Source organism: Acinetobacter sp. 243_ASPC, from assembly GCF_001054715.1.
GTDB classification, from domain to species: Bacteria; Pseudomonadota; Gammaproteobacteria; order Pseudomonadales; family Moraxellaceae; genus Acinetobacter; species Acinetobacter soli.
In genome coordinates this window covers 1-12,920 of sequence record NZ_JVOR01000092.1, presented here as the reverse complement: position 1 = coordinate 12,920, position 12,920 = coordinate 1, and the positions used below count along the sequence as shown (strand labels likewise).

The window sequence follows — 12,920 nt, the reverse complement described above, 5'->3', positions numbered from 1 at the left end:
CCTCAAAATGTGGAGCCTCATTATTAAGGCGTGATACCTGTCGGGTTGCGATACCAGCTTTGAATCAGTAGTCCCGCAGCCAGACTATCGGCCGCCACCCCTTTGGCGCGCCCCTGACTGTGGTAATGATCGAGTTCATCGCGTGCTTCACGCGTGGTTAAACGTTCATCGACCATCCATGTGATGATATTGGTTTGATGGCGTAAGCGTCTGGCAAACTTACGTGCGCGTGCTGAAAGCTCCGACTCACTATCATCCATATTCAGTGGCAAGCCCACCAAAAATAATGTGGGTTTCCACTCCTGAACGATTTTAAGCAGTTGCTCCCAGTTGGGAATGCCGTCTTTCATGGGAAAGAGGGCCAAAGGCGTGCTGCTTTCGATGGCCGCCTGGCCAATGGCAATTCCCATTTTTTGAGTGCCAAAATCGAATGCCATAATCATGCTGTGTGTAGAAATATCAGGCATGACCAATCTCGGATGATAACCAGTTCCGGTCGACGCCGAGTTTTTTATACGCAGCGTCCCAACGTTCGTCATAAGGTAAGTTAAAAATCAGATCCATATCGGCGTCGCAGACCAGCCAGTCGCCACGAGAGATCTCGTCTTCAAGCTGGTTTTTTGTCCAGCTGGCATAACCCAGCGCAATTTGATAGCGGCCAACCCCTTCGTTATGCGCAATCGCGTCCAAAATATCTTTACTGGTGGTAATGCATAGGTTTTCGCCTACTGCAATCGAGGAGTGCCATACGGGTTGACCGGTATGTAACACGAAACCAGCCTCCGGGCGCAATGGCCCACCTTGCAAAACTTCATGCGGCTGTACGTGATCGGCATCGATGTCCAGATCATTGAGTAACTCACGAACCTGAATGCCCGACGGCCGGTTGATGATCAGGCCCTGAGCACCATCACCATCATGACGTGCCAGATAAATCACGGTATTTGCGAAAAAATCATCGGCCATTTCTGGAGGGGCAATCAGACAACGGTGTGTCAAATATTGTTTGGTCACCTAGACGCTTCTCCTTTAAATCGGTCGCTTTGAAAGATAGATTCTTCTTATCAACATACAAGAGTAAATGGATTTCGCCAATCATTTTCCATGATTTATTTCTATGACCAAATCTCTAGGCATGCTGGAATTTAAGCTGTCTTAACTGTCTGGCGTGCTGTAACGTGGTTTCATTAATTTCCACACCGCCAGACATTCGGGCCAGTTCAAGAACGCGTTGTTGTTCATCTAGTTCGATGATGGTGCTGCTGGCGGGGTCGGTTTGTTGTTTCTTGACCAGCAGATGTTGATCGGATTGAGCGGCCACTTGGGCCTGATGGGTGATACACAGTAACTGCACATGCTGCGCCAGATCGGCCAGTAGTCGTCCGACCACTTCGGCTGTGCCGCCGCTAATACCCACGTCAATCTCATCGAAGACCAAGACTTCGGCTTCGGTTTTCTCCGCATTCATCACTTGCATCACCAAGGCGATGCGCGATAACTCGCCGCCTGATGCCACACGCGCAAGCGGTTGGGGTGGAATCCCTTTATTTGCTGTAAAGAGTAGTTGAATGAAGCTTAAGCCCTCGGCAGACGGTTGCTCCAGCGGTTCAAACTTAAATTCGAAATGTGCCTCAGGCAAGGCTAAAGGTTTCACTTGCTCGGTCAGCTGTTTGGCCAGTGGTTGTGCGGCTTCACGACGGATCTGATCCAGATATTCAGCTTTTTCCAAGAATTCCTGATGGGCAATGTCGACTTGCTCGGCCAGTGTTTCAGGGTCTTCAAGTTGATGTAATTGATCTAGCTCAAGTTGCCATTGTGCATAATCCTGTTTGAGCTGTTCAGGCTGTGTGCGATATTTACGGGCCAGACGATGAAAGACTTCCAAGGTACTGTTGAGTTCTTCCATACGTTCTGGATCGAAGCTTTGGCGGTCGATAAACTGGCGTAAATTGGCCGTGGCATCGTCGATTTCACTTTGTGCATTGAGCAATGAATTATAAATTTCAGACAACTGCTCACTACGACCAGCATGTGACTCAAGCCGACGCAGTAAAGAGGCCAATTCTTGGGTAATATTCGGCTCAGCCTCATCGAGTAAATTTAGACCATAGCTACAATCTTGCATGATATGTTCATGATGACTCAGTCGATCAAATTCTTGTTCAAGCTCTTTGTAGTCGATTGCGACTATGTCTTCAAGTTCTTCAATTTGTAATTCCAGTGTGGCGATGCGCTGCTGGCGGGTGGCCTGTGCATCTAGTGCCGCTTGATGCTGACGAATAGTATTTTGCCAGTCATTGTAGGCCTGTTTTACTGCATGTGCGGGCGTGTAAAAGTTGTAGTAACGATCGAGCCAGTGTTTGGGATAGGGCGGTTCAAGTAATTGTTGCTGACTATGCTGACTATACAGTTGTACCAGCAAGCGCCCCAACTCACGTAGTTCAGACAAGCTGCTCGGGCGGCCGTTAATCCAGGCTTTGCTCCGGCCAGTGGCGAAAATGACGCGACGCAAATGAATTTCACCGGAGTCATCATCGAGTTCATGCTCTTTGAGCCATTCGGCCTCTGCGCTGTGTTCGCGATAACTGAAGGTTGCGGTGATATCGGCTTTTTCTGCCCCATAGCGCACGTAATTGGTGTCGGTACGCTCGCCCAAACTTGCTGATAAGGCATCTAAAAGCAATGATTTTCCAGCCCCTGTTTCCCCGGTCAGAACGTTAAATCCGTGTTCAATATCCAAGGCAAGGTGATCGGCCAAAGCAAAATTGATAAGAGTTAAATGTGTCAGCATAAACGCATCCAAGGCGCCAAGAGTTTTTTGTTTAAGATGTTTAAGATAGTGAACTTTTGGACTTGTCACAAGAGATTCGTTATTCTAAGTCCATTATAAGAATAGCAAGATTTGTCAGTCAGAAAATGAAAATACGTCTTCCCTTACCTAAACCTGTACAAAAAAGCGCGCAATCGCCAAAAAAATTGGCGCAGCTCAATCAACAGCTTGCAGCACTATCGGCACAATTTCGTCGTGCAAGTGCGGCAGCAGATTATCAGCGGGCCTATGAGCTGGTACGGCAGGTGATTGATCTTGTACCTCAGCATCCGGTGGCCTACATGGATTTGGCCTATACAGAACTTCAGTTAAAGCGTTATTTAGATGCTTATGCGCATTATCAGCATGCCATTACGTTAAGCAACGGATCTGTCGACCCCAATATTTATGACGGACTCTGTGAAGTCTGTTTTGCGCTTAACCGCGCGCAAGACATGCAGCACTTTGGCCGTCTTGCTATTGAGCGTAAACAGCAACAGGCAAGCCAAGAACCAAAATTGACACTGCCACAAGCAGCACCCGAACGCTTTCTGGCAGAAAATCCTAACCAGAATATTATTTCATTTTCATTATTTGGAGATCATCCGCGTTATTGTGAAACCGCAGTGTTAAATGTTATTCGAGCCAAAGAACTCTATCCAAATTGGCGCTGCCGCTTTTATGTCGATGATTCAGTGCCGACGCCCATTTTGCAGCGATTAAGCCAGCATGGTGCACAGCTCATTAAAGTGACCGAGACTCAGGCTCAGATTTCAGGGTTGTTCTGGCGCTTTTTGGTGATGGACGATCCGCAAGTCAAACGCTTTTTAATCCGCGATGCCGATTCACTGATTTCACCACGAGAGGTTGCAGCCGTTCAGCAATGGCTGGACAGTGACCGCTGGTTTCACCTTATGCGAGATTACTATTCGCACACCGAATTAATCTTGGCGGGGATGTGGGGTGGATGTACAGGTGTTTTTCATCAGGTTGAAGCTTTGATTAGTGATTATATTCATTCCGGACGTTATCTAAATACGCGGGTCATGGATCAGCATTTTTTACGTTATTGTATCTGGCCAACCTTATGTCAGAGTGTTATGACCCATGATCGATATGGATTTGACCCTTCTGCCGAAGCATTTCCAGGCGATCAAAAGCAAGATACGCCAGTAACACTGACCCGACACGCGCATGTGGGAATGAATGAATCGAGTGCAGTGGTCAACGTAACTGTGCCTGATTCAATGGCCCGTCAAATCCAATGGATTTTATACAACAATAAAAAGCAAATTGTGTGTCAGTACCGCGCCACGGTGGATGAATCTGGATCAATCGATTTACATTTGCCAGAATTATATGCGGCGCAGATCCGTGTAAAGGCATGGAATTTGCAGATTTATCCTGTTTAAAACTGATTGATTAGTTATTTCGCCACAATTAAACTACATCTGTCATTACCTCATATAAATGCGACATTTTTTGGAGACGTACGCATGAGTTCTACTCAATTTGATCACGTGAGTGTGATTAAAAAATCAAATGTATATTTTGGTGGTTTATGCATCAGTCACACCGTTCAGTTTGAAGACGGTACAAAAAAAACATTAGGTGTGATATTACCGACTGAACAGCCACTAACATTTGAAACCCATGTTCCTGAGCGTATGGAAATTATCTCTGGCGAATGTCGCGTAAAAATTGCCGATAATACTGAAAGTGAATTGTTCCGTGCCGGACAATCGTTTTATGTGCCTGGAAATAGCCTATTTAAAATCGAAACTGACGACGTATTAGATTACGTTTGTCATTTAGAAGGCTAACTCATCGGCTGTTAAATCAGTTAAAATGGTCGCGTTAAAAAATCCTGTGAAGCTGGCTTTACAGGATTTTATTTTTTTATCTGTGCTTTTAGAGGGTCACCATGGCTAAACCAGAATATTATTATGGCGTTCATTCGGTGGAGTCATTGTTGGAGTTGGAGCCTGAGCGGGTTTTGACCCTGTTTACACTCAAAGGCCGAGATGATCAGCGCTTGCAAAAAATTTTAGAGCTGGCCGAACCATTTGGGATTAGTGTACAAAAAGCCAGCCGTGACAGCTTGGAAAAACTGGCTGGTTTGCCGTTTCATCAAGGCGTGGTGGCTGCGGTACGCCCACATCCGGTGTTAAATGAAAAAGACTTAGATCAATTGCTCGAGCAGCAAGACAATGCCTTGCTTTTGGCTCTCGATCAGGTCACCGATCCGCATAACCTTGGTGCATGTATCCGTACGGCGGCGGCGATGGGCGTGGTGGCGGTGATTGTTCCGCGTGACCGTTCTGCCGGACTCACACCCACTGCACGTAAAGTCGCTGCTGGTGGCGCAGAAAAAGTGAAGTTTATTCAGGTTACCAATTTGGCACGTACATTGGCGCACATTAAAGCGCAGTTCTTTGTCAAAGTTGTGGGCACTATGCTGGATGAAAAAGCATTACCTTTACAAGAGTGTGATTTTTCTGGAAACGTTGCCATTGTGATGGGGGCTGAAGATACGGGTTTACGTCCGATCACGCAGTCGCAATGTGACCAAACCGTGTATATCCCAATGTCGGGAAATCTTCAAAGTTTAAACGTGAGTGTAGCCACAGGAATGGCGCTCTATGAGGCCTGCCGTCAACGTTTGGTTTAAGCGTTAAATTCGGCATTGTCAAAGGTTAAAGATTGCCATGTCACCCAGATTACAAGGGTACGGTTATGTGGCCATTACCATGTGTATTTGGGGTGGCTTCACGATTTTTTCTCGACTCAATGCCCAGTGGCATATCAGTGCCTGGGACATTGTGGCAATTCGTTTTGCAATCGCCTTTTGCCTGTTGATGCCTATACTGATCTACAAAAAAGACTGGGCCTTTTTATGGCAGCCCAAAGCCATGATTTTGGCGCTGATTGGCGGTGTGGGCTATTGCCTGACGGTTTATAGTGCGTTTTTGTATGCACCCGCCGCACATGCCGCGATTTTTTTAAATGGCACCATGCCGTTATGGACAGCCATTGCAGCCTTTGTGCTGTTCGGGCAGCCCTTTGACCGCCATACATGGCTGAGCTTTTGCATTATTCTGGCTTCAATTGGCCTGATGAGCGTATTGATGCTTCGCCAAAATCATAGTGGTTTTGGCGTTGGTGATGTGCTTTTTGTATGTAGCGCAATGTGGTGGGGAGTTTTTACCATCTTGCTCAAGCAATGGAAGCTGAGTGCATGGCATGCCATGACCAGCGTAGCCATCTGGTCGACATTATTTTATTTACCCGTTTATGCGTTGTTTCTGCCCAAACATTTTAATCAGGTTGAGCCGCTTCACTTAGTGGTGCAGGGGCTGTTCCATGGCGTATTTGTGGTGATTTTGGCCACACTGACCTATATTGCCGCGATTGAACGTTTAGGTGCGTTTAAAGCGGGCAGTATCGTCAACTTGGCGCCATTTTTGGCGGCATTGATTGCTGTTCCCTTACTTCATGAGCCGCTGAGTCTATCGCTTTTGTTTGGTCTAATTGGAATGGGAATAGGCGCGTTGCAGCCGTGGCGCTGGCGCTTGAAAGACACGCTCACCCGAGAGCTTGAAAAGCAGAAAAATCAATCAGGCGAGCGTGTTAAATAATCGGTGTGTAAACGCATCAATTGCTCATACAGCTCATCGAGCGTACCTTCATTGTGTACCACATCATCTGCGCGTTTTAATTTTTCAGAACGCGGCATTTGTGTGGCTATAATTTTCTGGATCTGTTCGGTCGATTGCGCATCGCGTTGGCTGGCTCTTTTCAGTTGGGTGGCTTCACTCACATCGACCAGCAGATTGCGATGGGTCATTCGATCTTGACCGGTTTCAAACAATAACGGCGAAACCAGAATCACATACGCACTCTGTGCCTGTTGCAACTGCGACAAAATCGATTGTCGGATGATAGGGTGGGTAATGGCTTCGAGCTGTTGGCGTGCCTCCGGATGCTGAAAAATATAGTCACGTAAGGCGCGGCGATCCAGTTGACCGTCTGCCTGCAAAACCCAGTCACCAAAGTGCTGTGCAATTTTTTCCAGTGCGGGTTGTCCCGGTTGCACAACTTCACGTGCGACCACATCGGCATCGACCACATGAATGTCTTGATGTTCAAACCATTGGCTGGCAGCCGATTTACCACTTCCGATTCCACCTGTAAGCCCCACGATGTACGGCATGCTCATCCTCCTAAATATACCCGCATAATTGCATCTCCCCATAAAAAGGCAATCCAGCCCGCAATGGCAATAAAGGGACCAAATGCAAAAGGCTGATTTTGCTTGCGAATACGCAAAAGTACAACACCAATAATCGCCCCCACAAACGACGACAACAGCACAATCAGCGGCAGCATTAGCGGCCCCATCCAAGCCCCCAGCGCTGCCAGTAGTTTGAAATCACCGTATCCCATGCCTTCTTTTTTGGTGAGCAGTTTAAACAGGTAATACACCACCCATAAACACAAAAAGCCGATGACATAGCCCCAGATGGCCTCATTGGGAGAAACATACACATGCGCGCTATTGATGGCCAAGCCTAATCCTGCAAGGGTGAGGGTATAGCGATCTGGTAAAAGCTGAGTATCAAAGTCGATAAAGGTCAGCGCAATTAACATCCAAGTGAGCACTAGCCCAAACAACATTTTAAGCGTTGGCCCCAAAACCATCAGCACAGTCAGTGAGGTCAGCAGCGTAAGCACTTCAATGGCGGGGTAGCGGATTGTAATCGGGTGGTCACACGCATGACATTTCCCGCGTAGAGCCAGCCAGCTTAGCACTGGAATATTGTGATACCAGCGAATTGGCGCACGACAATGCGGACATGAAGATGCAGGTGAACTTAGACTGAGCTTTTCGGTTTCAATTACGACCTGTTCTGGATGCAGCAACAACTGGCATTCTTGTGTCCATTCCTGCTCCATCATTTTGGGTGTGCGGTAGATCACCACATTTAAAAAGCTGCCAATACACAGGCTTAAGATACCAATCACGAGATAAAGCGCAGTCGAATTGGTAATAAAATATGAGAAGATATCAGACATTACACCACTGAACCCATTTGGAAAATCGGAAGATACATCGCAATCACCAGACCACCCACTAAAATGCCCAGAATTGCCATAATCAAGGGTTCCATCATCGATGTAAGTCCGTCTACCGCGTGATCGACTTCACTTTCATAATAATTGGCAACTTTGTCCAGCATTTCATCTAGTGCCCCGGATTCTTCACCAATGGCCACCATTTGAATGGCCATCGTGGGGAAACGATTCGACACTCGCATGGCAAAATGAAGCTGCTGGCCTGTAGATACATCGTCACGAATTTTAAGCACAGCACGTTCATAAATACTGTTATTGGTTGCACCTGCGGTAGATGCCAGCGCATCAATCAGTGGAACACCCGCTGCGAAAGTGGTGGCAAGGGTACGACTATAACGGGCAATAATGGCTTTATAGACCAGATCACCCACAATCGGCAGACGAAGCACGAGTTGATCTAGACGATCACGAAAAGTTTTGCTGCGTTTACGTGCCTCTAAAAAGCCAGCAATCACCGCACCGATAATGAAAATGAGCAATATCCAGTAAGACTGCATCCAGTTGGACATGTTCACCACCATCTGGGTAAAGGCTGGTAAGTCGGCGCCAAATGAGGTAAATAAATCTTTAAATACCGGAACCACTTTCACCATCAAAATAATGGTCACCACGATCGCGACCACAATCACCATGGCCGGATACTTCATGGCTTTTTTGATTTTTTGCTTCAATACTTCACTTTTTTCTTTATATACCGCAACTCGCTCTAGCATGGTTTCAAGCGAACCCGATTGTTCACCCGACTCAATTAGGGAGCAAAACAGATTATCGAAGTGCTGCGGATATTTACGTAGCGCACCAGCAAAAGTATTGCCTCCTTCGACATCTGTTTTGAGTCCGAGTACCACCTCGCGCATGGCAGGATTATCCAAGCCTTCAGCGACAATTTCAAAGGCCTGAACCAGCGGCACACCTGCTTTCATCATGGTTGCCAACTGGCGAGTAAAAATCGTGATATCGAGCGGTTTAACTCTTTTCTTAAATAGTCCTTCAAGCAGGTTGCGGCGCTTTTCACGAATGGTTCGAATGGTAATGCCTTGTTTACGCAAGGTGACTTTGGCCAATGCCATATTGCGGGCAGAAAGCTCTCCTTTGAGTTTGATCCCCTTGCGATCAACACCTTCATACGCGAAAGTGGGCACTGTTTGTACTTTTTTTGCTGCCATCAGATGATCCTTGCTTTGCCCCGTTATTCTTCATTCGTCACACGATTGACTTCCTGTAACGATGTGACCCCCTGCATCACTTTTTTTAAGCCAGAACGGCGTAAGTTGCTAAATCCAAGCTGTTCAGCGGCTGCTGCAATTTCAAGTGCATTGCCGTCTTGCATAATAATTCTTGAGATTTCTGGTGTAATTTTCATGACTTCATAAATGCCCACACGTCCTTTGTAGCCCTCCCGACATTCTTTACACCCCACCGGTTCATAGATCTGAAAGTCTGGAGCATCTAAATCGGTTTCGGTAAATCCCATTTCGAGTAAACTGGCACGTGGCACGTCGATACGCCGTTTACACTGATTACACAGGCGTCTGGCAAGGCGCTGCGCAATCACCAGATTGACCGAGGTGGCGATATTAAAGGTCGCCACCCCCATGCTTCTCAGGCGTGTCAGTGTTTCGGCAGCGTTATTGGTATGCAGTGTCGACATCACCAAGTGACCGGTTTGAGCCGCTTTAATGGCAATCTCTGCGGTTTCTAAATCACGAATTTCCCCCACCATAATGATATCAGGGTCTTGACGTAAAAAAGAGCGTAATGCCGCAGCAAAGGTCAGGCCGACTTTGGGATTTACATTGACCTGATTAATACCTTCAAGATTAATCTCGACTGGGTCTTCGGCGGTAGAAATATTGGCATGTTCGGTATTGAGAATATTTAAGCCGGTATACATCGATACGGTTTTCCCCGAGCCCGTAGGGCCGGTAATCAGCAGCATGCCTTGTGGTCGATTCAGCGCTTCGGTAAACAATGCTTTTTGCTCAGGCTCGTAGCCCAGTGCATCGATACCCAGCATCGCGCTCGCAGGATCCAGAATCCGCAGTACAATCTTTTCACCAAATAGGGTCGGTAGGGAGTTGACCCGAAAATCGATGGTTTTGGTTTTCGACAGTTTCAGTTTAATACGACCATCTTGCGGAACACGCTTTTCCGAAATATCCATTTGAGACATCACTTTCAAACGCGAGGCCAGTCGGGTAGCCAGTTGTAAGGGTGGTGTTGCAATTAAACGAAGTACACCATCGACCCGATAACGGACCCGATACATTTTTTCATAAGGTTCAAAATGTAAGTCTGATGCATTCATACGAATGGCATCAATCAGTAATTTATTGATGTATTTGACCACCGGGGCTTCATCTTTACTGATTTCTTCATCGTCGTCGTCATCTGAAGTGGGGGAATTCACCTCCAGATCCAGATCAAAATCTTCGGTGTCAAAGTTAAAACGGCTATCTTCGGGGAAATATTCGTTTAACAGTCGCTCAAGCTTATCGTGTTCTACAATAATCGGTTCGACTTTGAGTTTGCTGTTAAAACGGATGGCATCCATCGCTTCAAGATTGGTCGGATTGCAGGTCGCGACATAGAGCACATGCCCACGATGAACCAACGGCATTACACGATACTTGCGAATCAGCTTTTCATCGATACGATCTTTGAGAATCAGCGCAGGATCAAAAACATCCAGATCAAATAGCGGTTCGCCAAACTCGACCGAGATGGTTTCAGCAATGGTGATCGGGGTAATGGCATAATGGTCGATCAAATAAGGAACAATATCTTGCTTGTTTTTTTTGGCGCTCTCTTGAGCCATTTGCATGTCGTGTGCATCAATATGACCTTCTTCGACAAGGCGCCGAATGAATCCTGAAAATTTAGGTGATGCGGTAACTAATGACATGGGACTGCCTTGTAACATTGATATCATTATAATTTGTATATAGAAAATTATACGGCGCCACAGAAAAAATACCACCCTGTACAGCCAGCTTTCCATACAACAACGCGTCTATTTTGTTACTGGGAATTGTTGAATTGTCTTGTATCTAACAATTATGGTGCTAAAAGGTCGATCGCTTTACACATGCGATGTAAAAGAAATCGTTCTAATTTCGCTTAAAATCCGTGTAGAATGAGCTGCATTTTTGAAGAAAGGTTAGCAATATGTCGGGCTCGACTATTATTCCTTGGGTTGTCGGCAATTGGAAAATGAATCCTCAACAATCTACTGCCATTCAACTTGTACAACAATTTAAAGATTTATTAAAGCAACAGCCAATTTCTGAGCAGCACTGTCATATTGGTGTGGCGCCAATCTCAATCGCCTTGACGCGTATTCAAAGCGAGCTGGCCAGTGCGAACCGTGCAGTGGCAACCGTTGCCCAAGACGTCTCACGATTTGCTGGCACAGGCGCCTATACTGGCGAGGTCAGTGCAGATTTACTTACCGACAGTCAGATTCAGTATGTTTTGATCGGGCACTCTGAGCGTCGCGAACTGCTCGGTGACCAGGTTGAAATTTTAAAACAAAAAATGACGCATGCCTTACAAGCAGGTATGACGGTGATTTATTGCGTCGGTGAAAGCCTTGAACAGCGTGAGCAAGGGCAGGCTGAGCAAGTGGTGTTGCAGCAAATCTGTGATATCGCCTCTGTGGTTAGTGCCGAGCAATGGCAGTCGCAAATCGTGATTGCATACGAGCCAATTTGGGCAATTGGAACAGGGCGGACGGCATCACCAGAAGATGCGCAAGCCATTCATGCCAAAATTCGTGAAGGTTTATGTCAGATTACCCCAGCAGGCGCACAAATTGCGTTACTTTATGGTGGTAGTGTTAAACCTGAGAATGCAGTAGAGTTGGCGGCCTGCGCTGATATCAATGGCGCTTTGGTTGGCGGGGCTTCCCTCAATGCCGAATCATTTTATCAAATCGCTCAGGCATTTGCCCAAACACAACAATAGGAGGTCAGCATGCATACATTTGTGTTGGTTGTACATATCATCTTGGCCGTTATGATTATTGGTCTCGTATTGATTCAACACGGTAAAGGCGCTGATGCCGGTGCATCTTTTGGTGGCGGCGGTGCTGCAACCGTATTTGGTGCTTCAGGTTCAGGTAACTTCCTGACCCGCGTGACGGCAATCTTAACGGCATTGTTTTTTGTGACCAGTTTAAGCTTGGCCGTCTTTGCGAAAAAACAAACTACAGATGCTTATAGCTTAAAATCTGTACAAACAACGAACTCAGCTCCTGCAACAACGCCTGAAACTTCGCCAAATGCACCTAAGTCGAGTCAATAATTGAAAATTGCTCTTTATTTTTGTGTAAGAAGCGACTAGAATTCCTGCCACAAGCTGCGGTGGTGGTGGAATTGGTAGACACGCTACCTTGAGGTGGTAGTGCTTTCGGGCGTGGGGGTTCAAGTCCCCCCTTCCGCACCAATCTTCAAGTCATTTGATGATTGGTGTATGCAGCAGTTGAAGGAGTCGCATTGAATACGAACATCCTGAGATTAAAAAAAGGTATCTTTTATAAGATACCTTTTTTTGTTTGTGTAAATTAAAAATATAACCCTAATTTCTTGTTGGGTGCCGATCAGAAGATGATGCGCCGTGTAACGGGATCTGATCTTAAGAATTACACATCAAAATAAATCAAAACCCGAAATAGCCCCCAACATCCTTAACACCAAGAAAATGTGTGCTTGTCAGATGGAAAATCTCGATTTTGAGTGTAAATTGTGCGGTGTTGTTCGATAATTGGGCGTTTGGTGAGTGTAAAGCTGAATAATCGGAATCATTGGTTGACAGGGTGGGTTTAACTCTCTATAGTTCGCTTCACCAGAAAAGTTGCACTGTTTGTGAGACACACAACAGGCTAAGATGTTAAAAATCTTGGTGCAAACTTTTTGCCACACAAAGTGTGTGTTGATGCGGGATGGAGCAGTCTGGTAGCTCGTCGGGCTCATAA

13 protein-coding genes and 1 tRNA gene are annotated in these 12,920 nt (G+C 46.4%); 7 read left to right on the top strand and 7 right to left on the bottom strand.

What is annotated here, in order from left to right:
* Positions 1 to 23 precede the first annotated feature (23 nt).
* The 3 genes from ruvX to recN form a co-directional block, all read right to left on the bottom strand.
* Positions 24 to 467, bottom strand: a complete 444-nt coding sequence (gene ruvX, locus ADA42_RS11890; protein WP_048765386.1) for a Holliday junction resolvase RuvX — start codon at positions 465 to 467, stop codon at positions 24 to 26.
* Positions 460 to 1,014, bottom strand: a complete 555-nt coding sequence (locus ADA42_RS11885; RefSeq protein WP_004932445.1) for a YqgE/AlgH family protein — start codon at positions 1,012 to 1,014, stop codon at positions 460 to 462. Before ADA42_RS11885 ends, ruvX begins: the two co-directional genes overlap by 8 nt.
* 115 nt (positions 1,015 to 1,129) lie before the next feature.
* The gene (recN, locus tag ADA42_RS11880) at positions 1,130 to 2,791 is read right to left on the bottom strand and encodes a DNA repair protein RecN (RefSeq protein ID WP_048765384.1); all 1,662 of its coding nucleotides are present in this window, start codon (positions 2,789 to 2,791) and stop codon (positions 1,130 to 1,132) included.
* A gap of 125 nt (positions 2,792 to 2,916) precedes the next feature.
* Between recN and ADA42_RS11875 the strand changes: the two genes are divergently transcribed.
* The 4 genes from ADA42_RS11875 (at position 2,917) to ADA42_RS11860 (ending at position 6,447) form a co-directional block, all read left to right on the top strand.
* Complete coding sequence (locus ADA42_RS11875) at positions 2,917 to 4,221, top strand: tetratricopeptide repeat protein (protein WP_048765382.1); 1,305 nt, start codon at positions 2,917 to 2,919, stop codon at positions 4,219 to 4,221.
* Positions 4,222 to 4,305: 84 nt separating this feature from the next.
* Positions 4,306 to 4,632, top strand: coding sequence for a pyrimidine/purine nucleoside phosphorylase (locus tag ADA42_RS11870; protein WP_004932453.1), 327 nt, complete (start codon positions 4,306 to 4,308; stop codon positions 4,630 to 4,632).
* Between the two features lie 101 nt (positions 4,633 to 4,733).
* On the top strand, positions 4,734 to 5,480 hold the full coding sequence (rlmB, locus tag ADA42_RS11865; RefSeq protein WP_004932455.1) for a 23S rRNA (guanosine(2251)-2'-O)-methyltransferase RlmB: 747 nt from the start codon (positions 4,734 to 4,736) through the stop codon (positions 5,478 to 5,480).
* A gap of 37 nt (positions 5,481 to 5,517) precedes the next feature.
* Positions 5,518 to 6,447, top strand: coding sequence for a DMT family transporter (locus tag ADA42_RS11860; RefSeq protein ID WP_048765380.1), 930 nt, complete (start codon positions 5,518 to 5,520; stop codon positions 6,445 to 6,447).
* On the opposite strand, the gene coaE is transcribed toward ADA42_RS11860, so the two are convergent.
* From coaE to pilB, 4 genes are read right to left on the bottom strand one after another with little or no spacing between them, the layout of a single operon-like run.
* Positions 6,423 to 7,022 carry a dephospho-CoA kinase gene (gene coaE / locus ADA42_RS11855; RefSeq protein WP_048765378.1) on the bottom strand — a complete coding sequence of 200 codons (600 nt, stop codon included), beginning with the start codon at positions 7,020 to 7,022 and terminating at the stop codon, positions 6,423 to 6,425. The genes ADA42_RS11860 and coaE overlap by 25 nt on opposite strands.
* Before the next feature lie 2 nt (positions 7,023 to 7,024).
* Complete coding sequence (locus tag ADA42_RS11850) at positions 7,025 to 7,885, bottom strand: prepilin peptidase (protein ID WP_048765376.1); 861 nt, start codon at positions 7,883 to 7,885, stop codon at positions 7,025 to 7,027.
* Positions 7,885 to 9,111, bottom strand: a complete 1,227-nt coding sequence (locus ADA42_RS11845) for a type II secretion system F family protein (protein ID WP_004943990.1) — start codon at positions 9,109 to 9,111, stop codon at positions 7,885 to 7,887. Before ADA42_RS11845 ends, ADA42_RS11850 begins: the two co-directional genes overlap by 1 nt.
* Positions 9,112 to 9,134: 23 nt before the next feature.
* Positions 9,135 to 10,850: a type IV-A pilus assembly ATPase PilB gene (pilB, locus tag ADA42_RS11840; protein WP_048765414.1), complete on the bottom strand. Its 1,716-nt coding sequence runs from the start codon at positions 10,848 to 10,850 to the stop codon at positions 9,135 to 9,137.
* A 263-nt stretch (positions 10,851 to 11,113) separates the two neighbouring features.
* Between pilB and tpiA the strand changes: the two genes are divergently transcribed.
* The 3 genes from tpiA (at position 11,114) to ADA42_RS11825 (ending at position 12,391) form a co-directional block, all read left to right on the top strand.
* A complete protein-coding gene (gene tpiA, locus ADA42_RS11835; protein ID WP_004932474.1) occupies positions 11,114 to 11,911 on the top strand; it encodes a triose-phosphate isomerase in 798 nt (265 codons plus the stop codon).
* A 9-nt stretch (positions 11,912 to 11,920) separates the two neighbouring features.
* Positions 11,921 to 12,250, top strand: a complete 330-nt coding sequence (gene secG, locus ADA42_RS11830) for a preprotein translocase subunit SecG (RefSeq protein WP_004932477.1) — start codon at positions 11,921 to 11,923, stop codon at positions 12,248 to 12,250.
* A gap of 56 nt (positions 12,251 to 12,306) precedes the next feature.
* A tRNA-Leu gene (locus ADA42_RS11825) sits at positions 12,307 to 12,391 on the top strand.
* The last annotated feature ends 529 nt before the right edge of the window (positions 12,392 to 12,920 follow it).

Bases quoted from the DNA above. Each gene is read 5' to 3' on its own strand.
- secG (WP_004932477.1), top strand. From the start codon at position 11,921: ATGCATACATTTGTGTTGGTTGTACATATCATCTTGGCCGTTATGATT.
- ADA42_RS11870 (WP_004932453.1), top strand. From the start codon at position 4,306: ATGAGTTCTACTCAATTTGATCACGTGAGTGTGATTAAAAAATCAAAT.
- coaE (WP_048765378.1), bottom strand. From the start codon at position 7,022: ATGCCGTACATCGTGGGGCTTACAGGTGGAATCGGAAGTGGTAAATCG.
- ADA42_RS11845 (WP_004943990.1), bottom strand. From the start codon at position 9,111: ATGGCAGCAAAAAAAGTACAAACAGTGCCCACTTTCGCGTATGAAGGT.
- pilB (WP_048765414.1), bottom strand. From the start codon at position 10,850: ATGTCATTAGTTACCGCATCACCTAAATTTTCAGGATTCATTCGGCGC.
- tpiA (WP_004932474.1), top strand. From the start codon at position 11,114: ATGTCGGGCTCGACTATTATTCCTTGGGTTGTCGGCAATTGGAAAATG.
- rlmB (WP_004932455.1), top strand. From the start codon at position 4,734: ATGGCTAAACCAGAATATTATTATGGCGTTCATTCGGTGGAGTCATTG.
- recN (WP_048765384.1), bottom strand. From the start codon at position 2,791: ATGCTGACACATTTAACTCTTATCAATTTTGCTTTGGCCGATCACCTT.
- ADA42_RS11850 (WP_048765376.1), bottom strand. From the start codon at position 7,885: ATGTCTGATATCTTCTCATATTTTATTACCAATTCGACTGCGCTTTAT.
- ADA42_RS11875 (WP_048765382.1), top strand. From the start codon at position 2,917: ATGAAAATACGTCTTCCCTTACCTAAACCTGTACAAAAAAGCGCGCAA.
- ruvX (WP_048765386.1), bottom strand. From the start codon at position 467: ATGCCTGATATTTCTACACACAGCATGATTATGGCATTCGATTTTGGC.
- ADA42_RS11860 (WP_048765380.1), top strand. From the start codon at position 5,518: ATGTCACCCAGATTACAAGGGTACGGTTATGTGGCCATTACCATGTGT.